Origin of the sequence: Psychroflexus sp. ALD_RP9, assembly GCF_017311165.1 — a bacterium.
Lineage (GTDB): Bacteria > Bacteroidota > Bacteroidia > Flavobacteriales > Flavobacteriaceae > Psychroflexus.
Genome location: NZ_CP062973.1, coordinates 1,294,535 through 1,315,863, shown reverse-complemented (window position 1 = coordinate 1,315,863; position 21,329 = coordinate 1,294,535). Strand labels below are relative to the sequence as shown.

Sequence of the window (21,329 nt, the reverse complement as noted above, 5' to 3'; positions counted from 1 at the left end):
ACTGTTGTACACAAATATTCTCTAGTCTAGGCTAACTTCATTAACAAGTACATTAAACAGTTTTGATTTAGTTTTTAATAACTTCCCAACTGCTGAAATTTGTTTGAGCTGAGCATCAATCAATTTATTTTCACGAGAATTAATTAAAAAAACAGAGCTTTCTCCAAAGCTAAATTTACGCTCTTCGGCTGCTAATAACTCGTCATAATTAGTGACAATGGTTTGGTAGGTTGCCAATTGTCTATTGTAAGAGTTAATAGCTTGTTGAGTTGCATTAATTTTATTGCGAAGTTGTAAACGCTGATAATTTAAATCTAGTTCGGCTTGATTAAGTTTAACTTTAGCTAGTTTTAAATCACCTCGTTCTTTTCTTAAAAACAAAGGCAGTTTAAAGTAAATTCCAGCTTTATAATCATTTGTATTAAAGCCTTGTAACTCATTTACTGGTTCTGTAATGAAGTTATAATTTAAATCTAGTTGTGGCTTTAACATCTCAGCTTTTAAGCGCTTATTAATTTGAAGTTGATCGATTTTAAAATTCAGTGCTTGTAACTTTGGGTGGTTTTCAATGTCAAAATTTTCAAGTTGCAATAAATTAGTTCCTAAAACATCATCTATAGCAAGATTGTCAAGTTGCTCTGGTCTTACATTCGGAGCAAGCTCTAAAGGTAAATTATCTTCAAACCATAAAAAATTAGCTAGCTCTAAACTTGCCTTAGTATAATCTAAATTGGCTTGCTCTAAGCTCAAGTCTCTATTTTGAACAATAATTTTAGCTTCAAGTGTATCAACTGTTGGTATATCACCAGCTAAAGCTCTCGATTTTATTCCATTAAACCTCACTTCAGCATTAGTTTTAAATTCTTTAAAGACCTGAACCTCTTGATAGGCCAAATACCAATTAAAATATGTGTTTACAGCATCATATATTAATTGGTTAACTTGTAATTCAATTTCAGCCTGAGTTAAATTTTGTAGTATTTTGGCTTGTTTTAATTCTGCCATACGTTTATTAATAAACAAGCCTTGACCAATAGGTACACTTATTCCTGCAGCATATAAACCATCATCAGGTACATTATTTTGAGGGTTTAAAAACTCACCTTCATTTTGTTCAAATCCTGCTTTAAGCTCAACACCAAACCAAGTTGGAATTTTAAAAGTTGAGTTTAAAATATCGTAATACTCTTTTGAGTCAAAATTTTTAGTTTTCCAGTCAACTTCAACCTTAGGGTCAAAAGCGCCACGAGATTTTAATAATTTAGCTTGAGCAGCTGTTAAATTTAAGTCGGCTAATTTAGCTACTGGATGGTACTGTTTTACAAAGCCTAAATATTCATTTAAGCTAAGTTGCTCTTGTGTTTGAGCTGTAGAAACTAACCCCAAAAGTAAACCTATGATAAAACAAAAGTGACGCATTAATTTTTTGAATTTTTAGCTTTATTTTGATTTTGTTTTGCATCAGCTGGGCTGTAATAGTCTGGCGGGAAACCATTAATTTGTCGCCATATTTCGTACCAAATTGAAACATCTTTTAACAAAGCTAAAGTTTTAGCGCCTGAACCTGCTCTAATAGCATCTGGCCAAGCTTGCTGCTCTGGGTCAGGTTTTACGAGAACTCTGTATTTACCGTTTTTACTTACCGTACGTGAAACAGCTACAACTTCTCCACCATAAGTACCATAAGATAAGTTTGGCCATCCCGAGAAGAAAATAGCTGGCCAGCCATCAAAAATAATTCGAACGTCTTCACCTGGATGAATTAAAGGTAAATCAATTGGCCTTACATAAGTTTCTACTGCAAAATCAATTTCAGTTGGCATTATGCTTACGATTTCGGCGCCTGCTTTAAAAGTCTCGCCAATCCCTTTTTGAATAGCTTGATTTATAAACCCATCTTGTGGCGCAGTTATATAGCGTAATCCTGAACGCATTTCGTAATTTGATAGCTGATTTTGTAGTTTTGAAACTTGAGCCTCTGTATCAAATTGGCCTGATAAAGCCGTGAATTTATCGCTTTCGGCTTTCGAAATTTTATCTTGATAATTAGCTTTAATTGATGAAATTTCAATTTTAGCATTAATGACTTTATTTTTACTAGAGAGTAACTTATTTTCCTGTGAAATTAACTTAGCTTGACTTTCTTGCAATTTAAGTTTTTTCGTTTCAACATCGGTAACCGCTTTTAAGCCTTCACTTTCTAGTTGGCTTGTCCGATTAAATTGTCGTTCGGCTATACTTAATTGTGTTTTAGCTGCTTGAAAATCAATACTATCACTTTTCTGCTGAAGCTTTGCTTGTAACAACTTATTTTGTGCTTGTTCAAGCTTAAGTTTACGCTCTTCTTTCAAGGCTGTAATTTGCTGCTCTAAGGCTTTTACTTTAGAAGAATATGAAGTTTGAGAAAAACTTTTTGATTTTAACTGAGCAGATGTCCTTTCAACTAATAAAGGGTCAAAATATTCGCTTTTGATTTCTGAAATAAATACAATTGTATCGCCTTTTTTAACTTCTTGGCCTTCTTCAATAAACCACTTTTCTACTCGACCTGCAATAGCAGACTGTACTGATTGTGGACGATTAGCAGGGCTTAAAGTTGTTACAGAACCGTTTCCTCTCACGTTTTGGGTCCATGGCAAAAACATAACAATGAGAAACAAAATCCCTAAAGCTGACATAATTTTATTAAAAGTAATAAAACGCAAGCGTTGGTGGACAAATTGCATAGACTTAGATTTGTTTAAGTCTGCAACTTTATTGATTTTATTTTTTGAGATATTAAGCATGATTAAGCATCTAGTTTTCCGTTAATTAAATTAATTTGGCGTTTGCAATATTGTTTCCAAATGGTTTTGCGACTGACAACAACGATTGTCCAAGGTTGTGATTCTTCAAACAAATACTCTAAAATTTGTTCAGTTTCATTAGGCTCAAACTCGTTAAGTGGGTCTTTTAAAACTAACAATTTTGGTTTAGAAACGACAGCTCTTGCCAACATGATTTTTTTTGAGATGGTATATGATAATTGCTGACCATCGGTCGATATAATAGTTTCTATTCCTTTTGGCTGTGACTTAACAAAGGTTTTTAAACATAATTTTTCAAGAACTTCATTCAATTCTTTAGTTGTAATATCAGGATTATTAAAGCTAATATTATCTTTTATACTTCCTTCAAAAGGTAAGTTATTGGGTAAAACATGACCTACAAAAGATCTATAATGTTCAAAATCTATGTTTTGTATATTCTGATCATTCACATAAATTTGCCCACTAGTAGGCATAATTAAGCCTGCTAACAATTTTAAAAAAGTAGTTTTACCAGCACCACTTGGGCCATAAATATAGGTATGTTCTTTCGGTGATAAATCAAAATTAATGTTAGATAAAACTTGACGCTGTGATTTATCATAAATTAAATTAATGTTTTGAAGTTCTAGATTAAGCTTAGATGAAGTTGAAAATGGTTTTAAACCACCTTGATTTTCAAGTGGCAAATCAGCAATCTGACCTATTTTTTCTAATGAGGTTAAAACATCATAAACATTTTCTAAGCCTAGTATTAGTTTTTCAACTGAAGTAATCATCAATAAAATAACAATTTCAGCTGCAACAAATTGACCGATATTCATTTGTTGATTAATAACTAACAAACCACCTATGATTAATAATGCACCTGTCACTAAAGCCTTAAAACCAATCATTTTGAAAAACTGCAACTTTAAAATTGAAAAGTGACTTTCACGAGCGTTTAAATAATCCAGTGCTAATTTGTCATTTTTTTTACTTGACAATGAAAAGCTATCTGACACTTTAAAGCTTTCATAACTACGTGCAACTTCTTCTATCCAATGAGCTACCTTATATTTAAATTTAGATTCATTTAAACTGGTTTGCAGACCTTCTGGAACACTAAACTTAAAGACAACGTATAGTAAAATCACCAATAAAACCCCAAATAAAATGAAAAACGGATGGTAAAACGATAATAAAATAAGTCCAAAAATAATTTGTAACAAAGCAGCCGAAAAATCAATAAGCATTTTCGGAACACCTTTTTGAACAATCATTGTATCAAAAAACCGGTTAGCTAATTCTGGTGGGTAATAACCTTCAAAGGCTTCAGCTTTAATTTTTGGAAAACGGTATGTAAACTCAAATGATGATCTTGTAAAAATACGTTGCTGCAAATCTTCAGCAATTCGTAATTGCATAAATCGTAACACGCCTTGAAAAATAACGCCAATAAGCACCAAGCCTATTAATACCATAATCGAAGCGTTAAATTGTCCGCCTTGAATTAAGTTAATTATAGCCTGAATACCAAGTGGTAAAGACAAGCCTACTAAACCAGCAAAGGCCGCATAAAGTAAAATTTTGTAAATGTCTTCTCGCTCTAATTGCATTAAACTAAGCAAGCGTTGCCATGGTGTATTATTATTTTGAGCCATTGGTTGTTCTGTTTAAAAGTCTTGAAATCATTTGATTGAAAAAATCGAAAACCTCGCTATTTGAAGCTGTATCACTAATCGATTTAAAATGTGCCGAAATAAAAAATTGATGTAACGCGCCATCTAATATAGTTGAAGCTAATGACTTTGGAAACTTAAAATTTGAATCGACTAATTGAATCATTTCAGCAATGCGTAACACTAAACGTTTGTAAATACTAAAACTGCCTTCACTATTATCTTCATCAACATGTTTTTGATGATAAGATTTCGTAAATTCAGCTATGATAATATTACGCAAATTATGCAAATTAATGTGTGGCTGTGTAGAAATACTTTGTGGGTTTTTAGTTACAATTTCAACAGCTTTATATAAACGCTCTTCTGGATTTTGAATCGCTGTGGTCTCAACTACTAAGCGATACTCTAAAATACCCCAATATAAAGCTGAAAGGTATTGAAGTAGCTTTTGCTTATTTTCAAAATATCTATAAATCGAACTTTCATTAGATTGTATTTCTTGACCTAACTTTTTAAAATTAAACTCCTCAAAGCCTAATCTATCTATTAATGAAATACTGTTAGACAAAATACGCCTTCCTAATTTTGAACTTTCAGGATCCTTAACATAAAGACATTCACTGATATTAATTCTAATATTTGAAAGTAAGCTTTCCATTTATAAAACTTTATAATGCAAATGTAATAGTATTACTATCACTTTTTTCTTAAAGAGTTCATAATTGATTATTTATATGTTGTATTAATAACATAAGAATTATTAATATATAGTTAAATTAATTTTGATTGCTATATTTACAATATGTTAAAATGGCTAAAATCTATTGGCAAACCAAAACGTTTTAAACGTGAGTTTCGATCTGAAACTTGCTTAAATTGCCAACATATGATTGATGTTTCAGATCAATACTGCTCTAATTGTGGCCAGCGTAATTCAAACAAAAAATTAAGCCTTAGCGATTTAATAAAAGAATTATTAGCAAGTATTTTTTCATACGATTCGCGCTTAAGAAAAACAATCGGCGCTATTTTTACACGCCCAGGTAAAATTTCACTAGAATATACACATGGCAAACGCATTAAATACGTTAACCCATTTCGATTTTTTATAAGCATTGCTATTATTTTCTTTTTGGTGTTAACCTGGTTAATTCCTAAAGAAGAAATCCAAAAACAAGTTAATGAAACCAATAAAGAATTTTTAATAAAACCGAATGACTCCATAGCTAAGTCAATCGCAAAGCAAAAGTCAAAAAAATTTAATTTTCAAAAAACGAGTCGGTATATTAAATACAGTGGTTTATCAAGCTATGATAGTATAAGGACCCAACTTGGTTTTGAAGACTCCATGACCAACCAGCTCAAGGTTAAATTAATTAATGGAAGCTTTAAACTAGAAAAAAGTCCGAGTGATTTTATAACCTACATCCTACCTAAACTACCGTTTTTCTTGTTTGGTTTTATCCCTATATTTAGCCTCTTTTCTTGGTTGTTTTATCTCAGACGTAAATTTACTTATGTTGATCATCTCATTTTTAACTTCCATGAAACAAGTGTGTTTTTTCTTTTGTTACTCCTTGAAATTAGCATCAACTTTATGGTAAATAACGACTCTGCTAGTTTTAACTCAATTTCAATTTATCTTTTTATAATCTACCATATTATGGCCTCGATGTATTTTTACAAACAAGGCTTTTTCAAAACATTGGTTAAATGCTTTTTATTGGCATTTCTCTACATAATAACGTGTCTATTGTTTGTTGTGAGCTTAATTAGTGCGAGTTTGATGTTTTACTAAATTGAATAAAAAATGAAGTTCTCGTCCGATTTCTAGTGCAGTTTTCTCGTATTCAATTATAGCACTTGGCGTATCATCAAAACGTTTAGGGTCTTCAAAATTGAAATTGAATCGATGCTTTGCACCAAAAACTACAGGGCAATTTTTCGACGCTTGTGCACAAGTCATAAAAGCGATAAAATGAGTTGATGGATGTTCTGACGTATGATACAGTTTTGAATATAAACTTAAAGAAGAGTTTTGAAATTTCAGAAGATGTTTAGCGTTTACAGTTGAAGTTTCTCTGGCTTGCACATCAAACCCAATATTTTGCAGGGATTTTAGAGTATTCGGATGGCAAGCCGTTACTTCAGTTCCACCAGAATACACTTCAAAAACGTTCGGAAAGTAATACTCAGAAAAAACAAACGCCCATGCTTGCGCCAACTGGCTACGGCGTGAGTTATGTGTACAAATAAACATTAACTTTACCGGTGTATGCGCATCTGTTACTTCAACTGAAATGGCTTTTGCCGCACATTTTAATAAAGCAATTCGCTCAGGTGAAAGTTTAGATTCTTCAGCTTTAAACTGTTCGCAATAATTTCCGATTTGTTTCATAAAATGATAGAGTTATTCAGCCTGGTTTATAGTCAATACCGCCATTTATTGGCAATAGCTACGAGTGATAACATGACAGGAACTTCAATTAATACACCTACAACGGTTGCTAAAGCAGCACCCGAATTAAGACCAAACAAAGCAATTGCTACTGCTACCGCTAACTCGAAAAAGTTACTTGCACCAATCATTGCTGATGGCGCACAAATACGATGTCTAAGTTTGAGAAAACGACCTGCAAACCAACTTAAAAAGAAAATCACATAAGTTTGAATGGTTAAAGGCACAGCTATTAACAAAATATGAAGCGGTTTTTCGACAATGGTTTGGCCTTGAAATGCAAACAATAAAACTAATGTTGTAAGCAAAGCCAAAATAGAAAGTGGTTTTAAAACAGGTAAAAACCGATGAGCAAACCAATCTTTACCATACTTTTTAATTAAATATTTATTAGATAAATAACCTGCTGAAAGTGGTATCACGACAAAAATTAGAACTGATGTTAGTAGTGTTTCATAGGGAATTTCAATATTGGTTACACCTAATAAAAACTTAACAATAGGTATAAAAGCAACCAGCAAAATTAAATCGTTAATCGAAACTTGAACTAAGGTATAATTAGCATCACCTTTAGTTAAATAAGACCACACAAACACCATCGCCGTACAAGGCGCAGCACCTAAAATTATGGCTCCCGCAATATATTGACTGGCCTGATCTGGCGTTAAATAAGCCTGGAAGATTTGATCTAAAAACAACAACGCAAAAAAGGCCATTGAAAAAGGTTTAATAAGCCAATTAACCACTAAAGTTAGTCCTAAACCTTTGCCATGTTGTTGTATATTTTTTAAGGAAGAAAAATCGATTTGCACCATCATCGGGTAAATCATTAACCAAACTAAAATAGCTATAGGCAAATTAACATTTGCATAAGTTAAGTCGCTAATAATAGAAATACTATCACCAGCGACATAACCCAAACCTATACCGACTACAATACATAATATCACCCAAATACTGAGGTATCGCTCAAAAAAACCCATGATTTAACAGCAACCAGAATTAGGATCGCAAGCTGTTGCTGTTTCTTGTTCCTGAGGTTCAGGAATTCCACACTTGTCTTTTGCTAAACAATCTGTTAGAGTTGAAATTAATTGAAATTTACCATCCTTAAACTCTAAATGATATTTCCCAATCGTGCTACCTTGGTATTCGACTTCTACATTTAAATTAGGGTTCAACTGAAGCTCGCGTTCTGATAGAGAAATGATATTTTTTAATTTTTGAGGCTGTAAACGATGATCGACATCATCGGCAGTCCAAAGTTGAAAATTCGCCACTTTTTCATGACGAATGGTACCGCCACAATCAATAAAGTGTTTAGTCACTTCACCAACTTCGGTTACATGAAAATGCTCTGGAACAACACGACCATCAGGTAATTGAAATTTTAAACTCTCTAAATGTTCTAAATGTGATTTAACTTCTTGTAATGTCATTTTAATTTAATTTTGATTAACAACAATCTGAATTTGATGATGGGAAACGTTGAAACATATTTGTAAATTGATGGCTTATATATTGCCATTGTTCTGGATTAATACAATAACAAACCGATTTACCTTCAATATTACCTTGAATAATACCTACCGACTTTAACTCTCGTAAATGTTGACTAATTGTTGCTTGCGCTAAACCCAGTTCTTCAACCAAGTCGCCACAAATACAAGTTTCAGTAGAAAGTAAAACATCTAAAATAGCTATTCGTGCTGGATGACCTAAAACCTTGGCTACTTTAGCCAATTGGTTTTGTTTTTCAGTAAATAAATTTGATTTTGTAATTCCCATCGTTAAAATTATATATTGCAATATTACGATTATAAAATATTTCAGCCAAGTTTTTTCAACTTTTAATTAAACTTGTGGTCAAAATATAGATGATTTTAAACTCAGCAGATGAATTTTACCTTTAAGCAATTACAACTTCTATTTTTTCTTAGCTTAATTTGTAATTTTAATGTCGTATCACAAACAAAAAAGCAGTATAAAATCACTTCAACCGAAGCTTCTGCCGTCATCGATGGAAAACTTAATGATAGCATTTGGCAAAATTTACCAACAGCTACTAATTTTACTCAATTTACCCCAAACATAGGTCTTCAAGCTGATGATAAAATCAAAACTGAAGTTAAAATGTTTTATAATGAAAAAGGCATTTACCTTGCGGCTAAACTCTATGACGAGCCAAGTTTAATGATGAATCAGCTCACCAAACGTGATGAGTTTGGCCAAACCGACTATTTCACGCTTGTTTTAAATCCTAATAACGATGCCCAAAACGATACTCAGTTTATTGTATTTAGTTCTGGTGTTCAAGCAGATGCCTTATCGACTCCCAGCTTAGGGCAAGATTTCGGTTGGAATGCGGTTTGGGAAAGCGCTGTACAATTAACTGATTTTGGTTGGCAACTTGAGCTTTTAATTCCATACCGCAGTTTACGTTTTCCAAAAGATGATGTACAAACTTGGGGCGTTCAATTTAAACGTTTTTTTAGACGCGAACGCTCAGAATATGCCTGGAATGCCATAGATCCCACCAAAGCTTATGAAGGAATTTATCATGGTGAATTAACGGGTATTAAAAATCTTAAGCCACCTTTACGCCTAAATTTATATCCATTTACAACTGGCTTAGTTAACCAAAATACCAATACAACCTCAACAGATTTAAAATTTGGGATGGATATTAAATACGGTATAACCGATAATATTACTCTTGATGCGACTTTAATTCCAGATTTTAGCCAAGCACGCTTCGATAACATTGTACTTAATTTAGGTCCGTTTGAGCAAACTTTTGCCGAACAGCGTCAATTTTTTACCGAAGGTATCGATTTATTTACAAAAGGTAATTTATTTTTTTCACGTCGTGTTGGTAGTGCACCAACAGGTCAAGTTAATTTAAATGAAAATGAACAAATACAAGCTAGACCTTCAAAAGTAGACTTAATTAATGCTGCAAAGTTATCTGGTCGTTTAAAAAATGGCCTAGGAATTGGTGTTTTTAACGCTTTAACTGAAAAAACATATGTAAATATTAGAGATACCATTAGTGGTTTAAACCGGCGTGAATTAGTAGAGCCATTGACCAATTATAATATTTTAGTTTTAGACCAACAATTTAACCGAAACTCATCGGTTAGCTTAATTAATACGAATGTTTCTAGACAGGGTGATTTTAGGGATGCAAACGTTACAGGTGCCTTACTAAATTTAATTGATAAATCGAATACCTACGCGATATCAGCTGAAGCAAAAACGAGTCAATTAAGTGATACAAATCAGCCAAAAAGTGGTTACAGTGCCACAGCTGAAGTGGCTAAGGTTGGCGGCAATTTTAGGTTTGCCTTAGGTCAAGATTATGCAGATAAAAAATTCGATATTAATGATTTAGGCTTATTGTTAAGAAATAACTACAATAACACATATGCAGAAGTTTCTTATCGAGAATTTGAGCCAACACAACTTTTTCAAAACTATCAATACAGTTTAGATATTAATTATGAACGCTTGGCTAACCCGAATACATTTACAGGTTTAATGGTTAATGGTAACTTTTTTGCAAACACTTTAAAGCTAGATTCATTCGGATTTAACTTCAGTTTAGAACCTGGAAAACAATATGATTATTTTGAACCACGTATTGATGGCCGTTATTTTATCTACGAAAATGCTATTGATGTTGGCGGTTTTATTTCAAGCAACTACAACCGTCCATTTGCATTAGATCTCCGTTTAAATGCAGGAACTTTTTTTGAAAAAAACCGAAATACAACATCATACCGCATCAACATAGAGCCGCGGTTTAGATTTAATGATGCATTTTTTATGACTTATGAATTTACCATTAATGAAACGATTAACGACCGTGGATTTGCAACTTTTTTTAATAACCAAAGTATTTTTGGTGAACGTGATCGAAAAATTATTGAAAATAGTATCAATGCAAACTACACCTTTAACCCGTTTAACGCCTTAAAACTTCAATTTAGACATTATTGGGACACCGTTTTATACGATACTTATATGTATAATCTACAAGCAAATGGCCGTTTGACTGAAAACTTTAATCTTCCTAAAACAGATTTAGACTCTAGCCCAGATATTAATTTTAGCACTTGGAATATCGATTTGAGTTATTCTTGGCAATTTGCGCCAGGTAGTTTTTTAACCGCATTATATCGCAACCAATTATTTAGAAACACCAATCAGGCTGAAGCTAACTTTAATACGAGTTTAGATCAATTGTTTCAACAAAACACACAGCATACTTTATCGATAAGATTACAGTATTTTATAGATGTCAATTCATTAGCAAGACGAGTGTTCAAATCAGTTTAACTACAGTCAAAGTTTAAAATTACTTATCATATCATCCCGCTTTTAGATCAACTTTTCACGCTTTAAACAAATCATTGTTTTTATAAATGAAAAGTGAAGCGGCAAAAAACATATAAACCTAGGTATACTTTATTCATAAATCGAATTTTTTAGCAATTAATATTTGCACTACATTCGCAAAAAAATTGACATGGAAACGCCATCAGCATTACTTTCGGTAGAGCAAATTTCAAAATCTTATGGAACTTTAGTTTTATTTGACAACTTATCTTTTGGCATTAACCAAGGTCAAAAAATGGCTTTAATCGCTAAGAATGGCTCTGGAAAAACTTCATTATTAAACATCATTGCTGGTTTTGATGAGCCTGACAGCGGCCAAGTTGTTAAACGAAAAGACTTAAAACTTGGTTACTTATCTCAAGAACCTCAACTTGATCAAACACTGACAGTCGAACAAAGTATATTTGCTGCAGAAAACCCAACTCTCAAAGCTATTGATGCTTACAACAAAGCTTTAAAAAATCCTGATAACACTGAAGTAATGCAAAAAGCCTTCGATAAAATGGAAGCATTACAAGCTTGGGATTTTGAAACAGATTATAAACAAATTCTTAGTAAATTAAAGTTAAACAATCTAGACCAAAAAATAAGCGATTTATCTGGCGGCCAACGTAAACGTTTAGCATTGGCTAATTTAATTTTAAATCAACCTGATTTATTAATACTTGATGAACCAACTAACCATTTAGATTTAGAAATGATAGAGTGGCTTGAAGATTACCTTAAATCAAGTTCGCTTACCTTGTTTATGGTAACGCACGATCGCTATTTTTTAGATCGCGTTTGCAACCATATTATTGAGCTCGACCAACAGCAACTTTTCCCTTACAAAGGTAATTACGCTTATTATGTCGAGCATCGTGCCAATCGGATGGAAACAGAAGCCACTAATCTTGCTAAAGCAAAACAACTCTACAAATCTGAACTAGAATGGATGCGACGGCAACCTAAAGCAAGAACAACCAAATCTAAATCACGTATCGAAAATTTTCAGGACATTAAAGATAGAGCAACTAGCCGCCGTAAAGATCACAAAGTTAATCTGGAAATTAACATGGAACGTTTAGGTTCTAAGGTCATTGAATTACATAAAATTTCTAAAGCTTATAACGACAAAGTCTTGTTCCAAAATTTCGATTATGTATTTAAACGTGGCGAACGCATCGGCATTATTGGTAAAAATGGTACAGGAAAATCAACTTTTCTAAATATTGTTACCGGGAAAAACAATCCAGACTCAGGAAAAGTAGTTATTGGTGAAACCATTAAAATTGGCTATTATACACAAAGCGGTATCAAACCTAAACCACAACAAAAAGTAATTGATGTAATACGAGAGTATGGCGATTATATTCCATTAAAAAAAGGCCGAAAAATTTCAGCTCAACAATTGCTCGAGCAGTTTTTATTCGACCGAAAAAAGCAATACGATTTTGTAGAAAAGCTTAGTGGTGGCGAAAAAAAACGACTTTATTTATGTACCGTTTTAATTCAAAATCCTAACTTTTTAATTCTTGACGAACCAACAAACGACCTCGACATAATTACCTTAAACGTTTTAGAACAATTTTTACTCGATTACCCAGGTTGCTTAATTGTGGTTTCTCACGACCGCTATTTTATGGATAAAATTGTAGACCACTTATTTGTATTTGGTGATAGAAAAATTACAGACTTCCCCGGAAATTATTCAGATTATCGCGCCATCAAGCAATTAGAACAAAACGAAAAATATGCACAACCTAGTGAAAAAACTTCGGTACCAACTGAAGTTACTCAAAAAACAGCAACAACGGCTAAACTAAGTTATCAAGAGCAAAAAGAATACAAACGGCTGGAAAGTGATATCAAAAAACTGGAGCGCGAAAAAGAGCAACTGGAAGCAAAATTTCTAAACGACTTAAGTCCAGAAGAAATTAAAGAAAACTCCATCAAGCTTCAAGACATCAGCGATAAAATTGACCAAAAAACCGAAAAATGGTTTGAAATTTCTATGAAGATGGATGCCTAAATTAACTAAAAAGGCACCAGAAAACTGGTGCCAAAAAAATCCTATTACTATGAAATATTAATGTTGATTAGACATTAATGCGTTGGACTAATTCTGTTGTTCTTCAAGCTCTTTTTTCTTACGTTGATCTTTTTTTATGCTGTTATTTATAAAAATAATTACAGCGCCTATTAAACCTAAAATAACAAGACCAAAAATTACAGTCATAATGAAAGCACCATTAGACCAATTAACTAAAAGAGTTGATAAAAGTGAATACATAGCTTCATATTTTGTACAGCAAAAATAAAGGCTTAACAAAACTTAAAACATGATTAAAATCAGTTTTGAGTTATTTTAATTAAAAGTTTAATTTAGCCGTGTATGAAACATCAAATTCATTCATATCTCAATTTTTTGCTGAACTCTAAAAATCAGCATGGCGTGCACTCACCTTTCGTTTACAAATTAGTTACACAATGCTTTTACGATAAATCGCCTCGGAAAGCCTATAAAACATGGCAAAATGCAAAACTTGAGTTATTAAATGACAAGTCATTAATTTCAGTAAAAGACTTCGGTGCTGGCTCACGTGTATTTAATACTAACCAACGGGCAGTCAACCAAATTGCTAAAAATGCTGGTATAACCAAAAAAAGAGCCCAATTGCTCAACCGCATTTGCAATTACCTAAAAGTTGAAAATGCATTAGAACTTGGTACATCTTTAGGTTTAGGAAGTTTAGCCATAGCGCTAAATAATACTTTACAACTAGACACCGTAGAAGCTTGCCCAAACACACTAAAACGTGCTGAAGCTTTATTTAAAAATTTCAACTGTACATCTAAAATCACAACACATAACAGTGACTTCAACCAATTGATCAAAAGTCTTGCTCCGACCAAAACTTATGATTTAATTTATATAGATGGTCATCATAATTATGAGGCAACTTGGCACTATTTCAATCAATTAAAGCCGCATGCACACGACCAAACTATCTTTATTTTTGATGATATTCATTGGTCGAAGGAAATGACAAAAGCTTGGGAAGAAGTTTCTAATTCGCCTGAAATTCATGTCAGTATTGATACTTTTTACTGGGGAATTTGCTTTAAAAGACCTGAACAAGCAAAAGAGCATTTTAGAATTAGAATCTAATTAATTTTGCTATTTTAGACCTAAAATTCTAATTTATGTTTAGCGAGCTTTCACCAGAAATGCAAATTATTGCTGTTATAATAGGTCTAGCCGTTTTATTTATTCTGGTCATGTTAAACCACAAACGTAACCAACAAAAACGTCAGAGCCGAAAAGGTAAAGCTTTTGGCAAAAGTGTTTCAGAAAGACGCAAAAACAACAAGTTATAAACTATGAAAATATATACTAAAACAGGAGATAAAGGCACAACCTCGCTTTTTGGCGGGTCGCGTGTTCCAAAACATCATATCCGGATTGAAAGCTATGGAACGGTAGACGAATTAAATGCTCATTTGGGCATGCTTAAAGACCATGAAGTCAATACTCAAATTGAAGCTGATATCAATCAAATTCAACATCAATTGTTCACAATTGGTGCCATCTTAGCTACCGAAGCCGAAGAAGCTAAACAAAAACGCCTTAACATACAACGAATCACGCAAGATGACATTAATTATCTTGAACATCGTATTGATGAAATGAACAAAAATTTGCCCGAAATGACACATTTTGTACTTCCTGGCGGGCACAAAACAGTCTCTCAAGCACATATTTGTCGTTGCGTTTGTCGCCGCGCCGAACGTAACGCCACAGCACTTTTTGAAATTGAAAATTTTGATACAGAAGTTTTACAATATTTAAATCGTTTGTCTGATTATTTATTTGTAGTGTCTCGAGCCACAGCTAAAGAACTTGACGCTAATGAAGTAAAATGGATTCCTGAAAAACAAAAATAAACGCTAACAATTTGATTTTCAAAGCTGAAATAAATCATAAAAAACTTGACTATTTCGGCAAAAAAATTACATTTGCAAAAATATTAAACACATTATAAAAATGTATTGGACACTAGAATTAGCATCGTATTTAAGTGACGCTCCTTGGCCAGCCACCAAAGATGAGTTGATTGATTATGCCATTAGAACTGGTGCGCCTTTAGAGGTTGTAGAAAACCTACAATCTATTGAAGACGAAGGAGATACCTACGACTCTATTGAAGAAATTTGGCCAGATTATCCCACTGATGAAGATTACCTCTGGAATGAAGATGAATATTAATCATTTTCAACTTATAAAAGCTTAAAAAGTCTCGCACAGAGACTTTTTTTTTTCACTACCTTTGAATTATAATTTATTAATTGCATTATGGGCATACTAGACGCTGTACTTAAAGTATTTGTGGGTGACAAGACTAAAAAAGACTTGAAACAAATTACACCACTAGTCGACAAAATAAAATCTTTCGAAAGTCAATTTGAACAATTAAGCCTAGACGAACTTAGAGCTAATACTACTAAGTTTAAGGCTAAACTTCAAGAAGCTACCAAAGAAATCAGGGCGCAACAAGACGAACTACGCCAAAAGGCAGAAGCAAAAGAAGATATTGATGAAAAAGAAAGCCTATTTACACAAATAGACAACCTTGATGATGAAGCCTATAAAATATCTGAAGAAGTCCTAAACGAAATTTTACCAGAAGCTTTTGCAACGGTTAAAGAAACCGCCAAACGCTTTTTAAATAACACCGAATTAAAAGTTACCGCGTCTGAATTTGATCGTGCACTTTCTGCACAAAAAGATTACATATCCTTAGATGGCGATTATGCTATTTGGCAAAATTCTTGGGATGCTGCAGGAAAACCTGTCACTTGGGATATGGTACATTACGATGTTCAATTAATTGGTGGTATTGCTATGCACCAAGGTAAAATTGCCGAGATGCAAACTGGTGAAGGAAAAACACTTGTCGCCACTTTACCAGTATACTTAAATGCACTTACAGGAAAAGGTGTTCACTTAGTAACTGTAAACGATTACCTTGCCAAACGTGATAGCGCTTGGATGGCTCCAATTTTCGAATTTCATGGCTTAAGCGTGGCTTGTGTAGATTACTACAAACCAAATTCTGAAGAACGCCGCAGGGCTTATAATGCCGATATTACTTACGGAACAAATAACGAATTTGGTTTCGATTACCTTCGAGATAACATGAGTCACTCACCAAAAGACCTTGTTCAACGTAAACATAATTTTGCCATCGTTGATGAAGTTGACTCCGTTTTAATTGATGAAGCGAGAACACCATTAATTATTTCAGGACCTGTCCCAAAAGGTGATGTTCATGAATTTGACAATCTTAAACCTCAAATTGCCAAAATTGTTGAAGCCCAACGTAAACACTTAATTGGCGTCCTAGCTGAAGCAAAAAAACTAATTAAAGCTGGCGATAAAAAAGAAGGTGGCTTTTTACTTCTACGTGTATTTAGAGGTTTACCAAAAAACAAAGCCCTAATTAAGTTCTTAAGTGAAGAAGGCGTTAAACAGTTGCTTCAAAAAACTGAAAACTACTATATGCAAGATAATAATCGTGAAATGCATAAAGTAGATGCCGACTTATATTTTACAATTGAAGAAAAAAGCAATCAAATTGATTTGACCGATAAAGGAATCGAGTTTTTATCAAAATCTGAAGACGACGACTTTTTTGTCATGCCAGAAATTGGTATGGAAATCGCCGAAATCGAAAAGCAAAATCTTTCAAAAGAAGAAGAAGCCGAGAAAAAAGAAGAGCTTTACAGAAACTTTAGTATTAAAAGCGAACGTATTCATACCTTAAACCAACTGCTTAAAGCCTACACTTTATTCGAAAAAGATACCGAATATGTGGTAATTGACAATAAAGTTAAAATTGTAGATGAGCAAACAGGTCGTATTATGGATGGTCGCCGTTATTCAGACGGTTTACACCAAGCCATAGAAGCTAAAGAAAACGTCAAAATTGAAGATGCCACACAAACCTTTGCTACCATAACACTTCAAAATTACTTCCGTATGTATAACAAGTTATCTGGGATGACTGGTACAGCGGTAACCGAAGCAGGTGAATTTTGGGAAATCTATGAACTTGATGTAGTTGAAATACCAACCAACAAACCAATTGCACGAGATGATAAGCAAGATAAAGTTTATAAAACAGTTCGTGAAAAATACAACGCCATTGCCGAAGAAGTCGTTAAACTTTCTGAAGCTGGCAGACCAATATTAATCGGAACTACCTCAGTTGAAATATCTGAACTTTTAAGTCGAATGCTTAAAATCAGAAACGTTAAACACAACGTCTTAAACGCTAAACTTCACAAAAAAGAAGCCGATGTTGTCGCAGAAGCTGGTAAAAGTGGTGTTGTTACCATTGCTACTAATATGGCTGGCCGTGGTACCGATATTAAACTCTCTAAAGAAGTTAAACAAGCTGGCGGTTTAGCAATTATTGGTACCGAACGCCACGATTCAAGACGTGTTGATAGGCAATTACGTGGTCGTGCCGGTCGTCAAGGTGATCCTGGAAGTTCTCAATTTTATGTATCTCTTGAAGATAGCTTAATGCGTAAATTTGGAAGTGAACGTATCGCAAAACTCATGGACCGAATGGGGCTTGAAGAAGGCGAAGTAATTCAACATTCCATGATTTCAAAGTCTATTGAACGCGCCCAGAAAAAAGTTGAAGAAAACAACTTTGGTATCAGAAAGCGACTATTAGAATACGACGATGTCATGAACGCTCAACGTGAAGTGATTTACAAACGTCGTTACAACGCCTTATTTGGTAACCGTTTGCGTATAGACATTGCCAATACTATCTTCGATACAGCCGAAGTAATCGTAAACTTCAACAAAGCTGCCAACGATTTTAGTAATTTCGAATTTGAACTCATCAGATTCTTCTCAATGAACTCTCCAGTTTCTGAAAAAGAATTTGAAAAAATGGCCGATCAAAAATTAACAGGTTTAATTTACAAAGCTGCTTATAAAAATTACCAAGAAAAAATGCAGCGAAATGCAGAAGAAGCTTTCCCTGTTATTAAGCAAGTCTATGAAAATCAAGGCGAAAAGTTTGAACGTATAGCAGTACCTTTTACCGATGGTCAAAAGACATTGCAGGTGGTTACCAATTTAAAGCAAGCCTACGAATCTGAAGGAAAAGAATTGGTCACAGACTTTGAAAAAAACATCAGCTTAGCTATAATTGATGAAGCTTGGAAAAACCATCTTCGTAAGATGGATGAATTAAAACAAAGCGTTCAATTAGCTGTTCATGAACAAAAAGACCCACTTCTTATTTATAAATTTGAAGCATTTGAATTATTCAAAGTTATGCTCGAAGAGGTTAATAAAGATGTTATCAGTTTCTTATTTAAAGGTGAAATTCCTCAAAACGATGCTAGCAATATTCAAGAAGCAAAGCAAACACGCCGACAAGATCCAAATCTAACTACTCAAAAAGATAATATTCCAAACCTTGATGAACAAGCGATGCAAAACCGTCAAGCAGGAGAATCGGCGAGTCAGCAGCAACAAGTTACTGAAACTATAGTAAGAGAACAGCCAAAAATTGGTCGCAATGATCGTGTCGTGATTAAAAATGTTGTGAATGGTGAAGAAAAAACAGTAAAGTTTAAACAAGCTGCTCCTTTGCTTGACCGTGGTGAATGGGTGCTTAAAGGCAAAGCATAAACCAAAATGATAAAGAATTTTAAAATAGAATTTAAATGGGCAATGTTTTTTACATTGCTCAATTTGCTTTGGCTTTATGCTGAAAAAGCTCTAGGTTGGCATGATGAAAGTATTGGCATGTACAGTATTTACTCAATGGCTTTAAATCTACCACTTATTGCTATTGTTTATTTATGCATTCGAGAGAAAAATGAAAAAATATACCATCAAAAAATCGATTGGCGAAAAGCCTTTATTTCAGGTGCTATTTTTTCTGGTATTGTGGCTGGTTTTTCTCCTGTTCCTATTTTTGTTTTAGGTGAATATGTATCACCAGAATTTTTTAATAAAGCCGTAATTACAGCTGTTAAAAATGGAACTAATCAGTCTTCAGCCGAGACTTTGTATAATATGGGAGCTTTTACTCGACAAGCCATGTTTGGAAATTTAGCAACGGGCATATTTTGGTCAGCTATTATTGCTTTATTTTTCAAAAAAAAGAAGCCAAGTAAATAAAATTCTTGAAAAAATAATATTTATGAATAAAACCATTTTTAACAGCATAGCCATTGTTTTAATGGCAATTATATTATTAAGCTTAAACGAGCTAAATGTACTAGAAGCATCAGCAAAATTTATGTTTATACCTTTATTAGGTTTTTACTTTTTAGGACAGTACTCTGAACAAAAGTTTCCTAGTAATAAAAATAAATAGCTAATTTTAGTGGTATTTCACAGAGGTATTAGCAATAAATTTATTGGAATATTTACATCGGTTGTCATTCGGCATCTGAAAGCTATCTAAACTGAAGTTATCTTTTTTTCGTATATTTAACTATAGATTAAAATCGGACTAATATGAAAAAAAATATGGGATCAGCCGACAAGTTAGTGCGGTTTTTAATTGCCGCTGTAATAGTTGGTTTATTTACACAAGATATTATTTCTGGAACGCTAGGTATTATTTTACTTATTTTTGCGGGTGTATTTGTATTAACGAGCATTATTAGTTTTTATCCACTCTATACAATTCTAGGTGTAAAAACATGTAAGCGTAAATAAATCTCACTTAAGTTTGAGATTTAAGCTCAATCCAACGTGACATATATTTTGTACTTTGTAAGCTATGATGCATCAACATTTGGCCTACAAAATTTGCCTGACGATGCTTATGTAATTCTATTTCAATTTTTTGTAATCGTTTAAACACAGTTGGTTTAAATTTTTGCAACCTAAAACGCTCTTCTAATAATTTAAATCCGTTAAATTGTGTTTTATGCCAACGCTTTTCATTCTGATATAGTTTTACTGCTTGTTCAGCAAAACCTTTAGCTTCATTAGCTATTTCGCCACACCAAGGCAAATCACCACACAAACCCTCTGCACCAATAGTGGTCGTTACAGCTGGCGTTCCAGCACGCATACTATCAATAAATTTTCCTTTTAAGCCCGCGCCAAAGCGCAATGGTGCTAGCAATACTTTGGCATGCTTGATTGTGTTAATAGCATGTTTAGCGCGACCATGAATTAAAAAACCCTCTGATGCTTGGTGCAATTGCTCTACTTTTTGTGAGGTATAGGCTCCATAAACGTGCAACTTAGCTTGAGGTAACTCAGCCTTAATTAAAGGCCAAATATCTTCTTTTAAGTATAATACTTGATCGTAATTCGGCGGATGTAAAAAATTACCAATGCTTACAAAATCTTTTCGGTCTTGAAATAATGGTAAATCTCGTTCTTTTAAACGCTTATAATCTACTAAAAAAGGAAGGTATAACAATAAGCGTTTATCTATTTTAAATTGTGTTTTTAACAGGTTTAATTCGGCTTGAGAAATAATTAAACTAAGGTCACAACGATAAATTGAAGCAATTTCTCGTTTGGCTTCTGCCGTAAATAAAAAACTGGTTTTAAAACTTTGTTTTGATTTATAAGCTTGCTGTCTTGCTCGTCTAAAAAAGTGTAAATCTTCTGTATCTAAAATTCTAATAGCTTCAGGAATAACTTCAGCTACTCGCCACCCAAATTGTTCTTCCATCATAAAACGATCAAACAGTACATGAGTTGGTTGTAAAGCTTCTAGAAATTGATCTACACTAGAATCATTGGCTTGAATATTGGCTACATCAACACCAAGTTTTGTTAAATCTTCGGTATAATCTGTAGTTTTTGCTGGTGATGCGTAGGTTATTTTAAAGTTTTTGCTTAAAAATAAATTAATCAGTTGCATCATACGGCTTCCAGCCGCAGATGAATTCGGTTCTGGCCAAACATAACCAATTATTAAAAGTTGCTTTTGCAGCATTGAAGCTTTTTTT

The 21,329-nt window shown here is 33.4% G+C and carries 21 protein-coding genes; 11 read left to right on the top strand and 10 right to left on the bottom strand.

Features of this window, described 5'->3' with window-relative positions; all coding sequences use genetic code 11:
* Nucleotides 1-21 precede the first annotated feature (21 nt).
* From IMZ30_RS06175 to IMZ30_RS06160, 4 genes are read right to left on the bottom strand one after another with little or no spacing between them, the layout of a single operon-like run.
* Nucleotides 22-1,419, bottom strand: a complete 1,398-nt coding sequence (locus IMZ30_RS06175) for a TolC family protein (RefSeq protein WP_207037464.1) — start codon at nucleotides 1,417-1,419, stop codon at nucleotides 22-24.
* Entirely contained in the window at nucleotides 1,419-2,786 is a 1,368-nt protein-coding gene (locus IMZ30_RS06170; protein ID WP_207037463.1) for an HlyD family secretion protein, read from the bottom strand. The genes IMZ30_RS06175 and IMZ30_RS06170 overlap by 1 nt, the downstream gene beginning before the upstream one ends.
* 2 nt (nucleotides 2,787-2,788) lie before the next feature.
* Nucleotides 2,789-4,450, bottom strand: coding sequence for a peptidase domain-containing ABC transporter (locus IMZ30_RS06165; RefSeq protein WP_207037462.1), 1,662 nt, complete (start codon nucleotides 4,448-4,450; stop codon nucleotides 2,789-2,791).
* Entirely contained in the window at nucleotides 4,437-5,129 is a 693-nt protein-coding gene (locus IMZ30_RS06160) for a TetR/AcrR family transcriptional regulator (RefSeq protein ID WP_207037461.1), read from the bottom strand. The genes IMZ30_RS06165 and IMZ30_RS06160 overlap by 14 nt, the downstream gene beginning before the upstream one ends.
* A 144-nt stretch (nucleotides 5,130-5,273) precedes the next feature.
* Here IMZ30_RS06160 and IMZ30_RS06155 point away from each other — a divergent pair, with 144 nt between their 5' ends.
* A complete protein-coding gene (locus IMZ30_RS06155; RefSeq protein WP_207037460.1) occupies nucleotides 5,274-6,269 on the top strand; it encodes a DUF3667 domain-containing protein in 996 nt (331 codons plus the stop codon).
* Here IMZ30_RS06155 and IMZ30_RS06150 read toward each other — a convergent pair.
* From IMZ30_RS06150 to IMZ30_RS06135, 4 genes are read right to left on the bottom strand one after another with little or no spacing between them, the layout of a single operon-like run.
* Complete coding sequence (locus IMZ30_RS06150; RefSeq protein ID WP_207037459.1) at nucleotides 6,240-6,869, bottom strand: hypothetical protein; 630 nt, start codon at nucleotides 6,867-6,869, stop codon at nucleotides 6,240-6,242. The genes IMZ30_RS06155 and IMZ30_RS06150 overlap by 30 nt on opposite strands.
* Before the next feature lie 32 nt (nucleotides 6,870-6,901).
* A complete protein-coding gene (arsB, locus tag IMZ30_RS06145; protein WP_207037458.1) occupies nucleotides 6,902-7,912 on the bottom strand; it encodes an ACR3 family arsenite efflux transporter in 1,011 nt (336 codons plus the stop codon).
* Nucleotides 7,913-7,915: 3 nt separating this feature from the next.
* Nucleotides 7,916-8,368 (bottom strand): DUF6428 family protein, encoded by a 453-nt coding sequence (locus IMZ30_RS06140; protein ID WP_207037457.1) that lies wholly within the window; start codon nucleotides 8,366-8,368, stop codon nucleotides 7,916-7,918.
* 16 nt (nucleotides 8,369-8,384) lie between these two features.
* Nucleotides 8,385-8,717, bottom strand: a complete 333-nt coding sequence (locus IMZ30_RS06135) for an ArsR/SmtB family transcription factor (protein ID WP_207037456.1) — start codon at nucleotides 8,715-8,717, stop codon at nucleotides 8,385-8,387.
* Nucleotides 8,718-8,825: 108 nt separating this feature from the next.
* On the opposite strand from IMZ30_RS06135, the gene IMZ30_RS06130 reads away from it, so the two are divergent.
* Nucleotides 8,826-11,270, top strand: coding sequence for a DUF5916 domain-containing protein (locus IMZ30_RS06130; protein ID WP_207037455.1), 2,445 nt, complete (start codon nucleotides 8,826-8,828; stop codon nucleotides 11,268-11,270).
* 190 nt (nucleotides 11,271-11,460) lie between these two features.
* Complete coding sequence (locus tag IMZ30_RS06125; RefSeq protein ID WP_207037454.1) at nucleotides 11,461-13,341, top strand: ABC-F family ATP-binding cassette domain-containing protein; 1,881 nt, start codon at nucleotides 11,461-11,463, stop codon at nucleotides 13,339-13,341.
* 87 nt (nucleotides 13,342-13,428) lie between these two features.
* On the opposite strand, the gene IMZ30_RS06120 is transcribed toward IMZ30_RS06125, so the two are convergent.
* Entirely contained in the window at nucleotides 13,429-13,602 is a 174-nt protein-coding gene (locus tag IMZ30_RS06120) for a hypothetical protein (protein ID WP_200796298.1), read from the bottom strand.
* 102 nt (nucleotides 13,603-13,704) lie between these two features.
* Here IMZ30_RS06120 and IMZ30_RS06115 point away from each other — a divergent pair, with 102 nt between their 5' ends.
* The 8 genes from IMZ30_RS06115 to IMZ30_RS06080 all read left to right on the top strand — a co-directional run bounded on the left by IMZ30_RS06115 (nucleotide 13,705) and on the right by IMZ30_RS06080 (nucleotide 20,073).
* A complete protein-coding gene (locus tag IMZ30_RS06115; protein ID WP_207037453.1) occupies nucleotides 13,705-14,481 on the top strand; it encodes an O-methyltransferase in 777 nt (258 codons plus the stop codon).
* 35 nt (nucleotides 14,482-14,516) lie between these two features.
* Nucleotides 14,517-14,690 (top strand): hypothetical protein, encoded by a 174-nt coding sequence (locus IMZ30_RS06110; RefSeq protein WP_207037452.1) that lies wholly within the window; start codon nucleotides 14,517-14,519, stop codon nucleotides 14,688-14,690.
* A 3-nt stretch (nucleotides 14,691-14,693) separates the two neighbouring features.
* Complete coding sequence (locus IMZ30_RS06105) at nucleotides 14,694-15,257, top strand: cob(I)yrinic acid a,c-diamide adenosyltransferase (RefSeq protein ID WP_207037451.1); 564 nt, start codon at nucleotides 14,694-14,696, stop codon at nucleotides 15,255-15,257.
* A 100-nt stretch (nucleotides 15,258-15,357) separates the two neighbouring features.
* Complete coding sequence (locus tag IMZ30_RS06100) at nucleotides 15,358-15,579, top strand: DUF2795 domain-containing protein (RefSeq protein ID WP_073193496.1); 222 nt, start codon at nucleotides 15,358-15,360, stop codon at nucleotides 15,577-15,579.
* A gap of 87 nt (nucleotides 15,580-15,666) precedes the next feature.
* Nucleotides 15,667-19,032 carry a preprotein translocase subunit SecA gene (gene secA, locus IMZ30_RS06095; protein ID WP_207037450.1) on the top strand — a complete coding sequence of 1,122 codons (3,366 nt, stop codon included), beginning with the start codon at nucleotides 15,667-15,669 and terminating at the stop codon, nucleotides 19,030-19,032.
* Nucleotides 19,033-19,038: 6 nt separating this feature from the next.
* On the top strand, nucleotides 19,039-19,527 hold the full coding sequence (locus IMZ30_RS06090; RefSeq protein ID WP_207037449.1) for a DUF4199 domain-containing protein: 489 nt from the start codon (nucleotides 19,039-19,041) through the stop codon (nucleotides 19,525-19,527).
* Between the two features lie 22 nt (nucleotides 19,528-19,549).
* The gene (locus IMZ30_RS06085; RefSeq protein WP_207037448.1) at nucleotides 19,550-19,726 is read left to right on the top strand and encodes a hypothetical protein; all 177 of its coding nucleotides are present in this window, start codon (nucleotides 19,550-19,552) and stop codon (nucleotides 19,724-19,726) included.
* Nucleotides 19,727-19,869: 143 nt separating this feature from the next.
* Nucleotides 19,870-20,073 carry a DUF2892 domain-containing protein gene (locus tag IMZ30_RS06080; RefSeq protein WP_207037447.1) on the top strand — a complete coding sequence of 68 codons (204 nt, stop codon included), beginning with the start codon at nucleotides 19,870-19,872 and terminating at the stop codon, nucleotides 20,071-20,073.
* Nucleotides 20,074-20,080: 7 nt separating this feature from the next.
* On the opposite strand, the gene IMZ30_RS06075 is transcribed toward IMZ30_RS06080, so the two are convergent.
* Nucleotides 20,081-21,316: a glycosyltransferase family 4 protein gene (locus IMZ30_RS06075; protein WP_207037446.1), complete on the bottom strand. Its 1,236-nt coding sequence runs from the start codon at nucleotides 21,314-21,316 to the stop codon at nucleotides 20,081-20,083.
* Nucleotides 21,317-21,329 lie beyond the last annotated feature (13 nt).

Coding starts and splice junctions, on each gene's coding strand:
- IMZ30_RS06175 (WP_207037464.1), bottom strand. CDS start 1,419: ATGCGTCACTTTTGTTTTATCATAGGTTTACTTTTGGGGTTAGTTTCT.
- IMZ30_RS06170 (WP_207037463.1), bottom strand. CDS start 2,786: ATGCTTAATATCTCAAAAAATAAAATCAATAAAGTTGCAGACTTAAAC.
- IMZ30_RS06165 (WP_207037462.1), bottom strand. CDS start 4,450: ATGGCTCAAAATAATAATACACCATGGCAACGCTTGCTTAGTTTAATG.
- IMZ30_RS06160 (WP_207037461.1), bottom strand. CDS start 5,129: ATGGAAAGCTTACTTTCAAATATTAGAATTAATATCAGTGAATGTCTT.
- IMZ30_RS06155 (WP_207037460.1), top strand. CDS start 5,274: ATGTTAAAATGGCTAAAATCTATTGGCAAACCAAAACGTTTTAAACGT.
- IMZ30_RS06150 (WP_207037459.1), bottom strand. CDS start 6,869: ATGAAACAAATCGGAAATTATTGCGAACAGTTTAAAGCTGAAGAATCT.
- arsB (WP_207037458.1), bottom strand. CDS start 7,912: ATGGGTTTTTTTGAGCGATACCTCAGTATTTGGGTGATATTATGTATT.
- IMZ30_RS06140 (WP_207037457.1), bottom strand. CDS start 8,368: ATGACATTACAAGAAGTTAAATCACATTTAGAACATTTAGAGAGTTTA.
- IMZ30_RS06135 (WP_207037456.1), bottom strand. CDS start 8,717: ATGGGAATTACAAAATCAAATTTATTTACTGAAAAACAAAACCAATTG.
- IMZ30_RS06130 (WP_207037455.1), top strand. CDS start 8,826: ATGAATTTTACCTTTAAGCAATTACAACTTCTATTTTTTCTTAGCTTA.
- IMZ30_RS06125 (WP_207037454.1), top strand. CDS start 11,461: ATGGAAACGCCATCAGCATTACTTTCGGTAGAGCAAATTTCAAAATCT.
- IMZ30_RS06120 (WP_200796298.1), bottom strand. CDS start 13,602: ATGTATTCACTTTTATCAACTCTTTTAGTTAATTGGTCTAATGGTGCT.
- IMZ30_RS06115 (WP_207037453.1), top strand. CDS start 13,705: ATGAAACATCAAATTCATTCATATCTCAATTTTTTGCTGAACTCTAAA.
- IMZ30_RS06110 (WP_207037452.1), top strand. CDS start 14,517: ATGTTTAGCGAGCTTTCACCAGAAATGCAAATTATTGCTGTTATAATA.
- IMZ30_RS06105 (WP_207037451.1), top strand. CDS start 14,694: ATGAAAATATATACTAAAACAGGAGATAAAGGCACAACCTCGCTTTTT.
- IMZ30_RS06100 (WP_073193496.1), top strand. CDS start 15,358: ATGTATTGGACACTAGAATTAGCATCGTATTTAAGTGACGCTCCTTGG.
- secA (WP_207037450.1), top strand. CDS start 15,667: ATGGGCATACTAGACGCTGTACTTAAAGTATTTGTGGGTGACAAGACT.
- IMZ30_RS06090 (WP_207037449.1), top strand. CDS start 19,039: ATGATAAAGAATTTTAAAATAGAATTTAAATGGGCAATGTTTTTTACA.
- IMZ30_RS06085 (WP_207037448.1), top strand. CDS start 19,550: ATGAATAAAACCATTTTTAACAGCATAGCCATTGTTTTAATGGCAATT.
- IMZ30_RS06080 (WP_207037447.1), top strand. CDS start 19,870: ATGAAAAAAAATATGGGATCAGCCGACAAGTTAGTGCGGTTTTTAATT.
- IMZ30_RS06075 (WP_207037446.1), bottom strand. CDS start 21,316: ATGCTGCAAAAGCAACTTTTAATAATTGGTTATGTTTGGCCAGAACCG.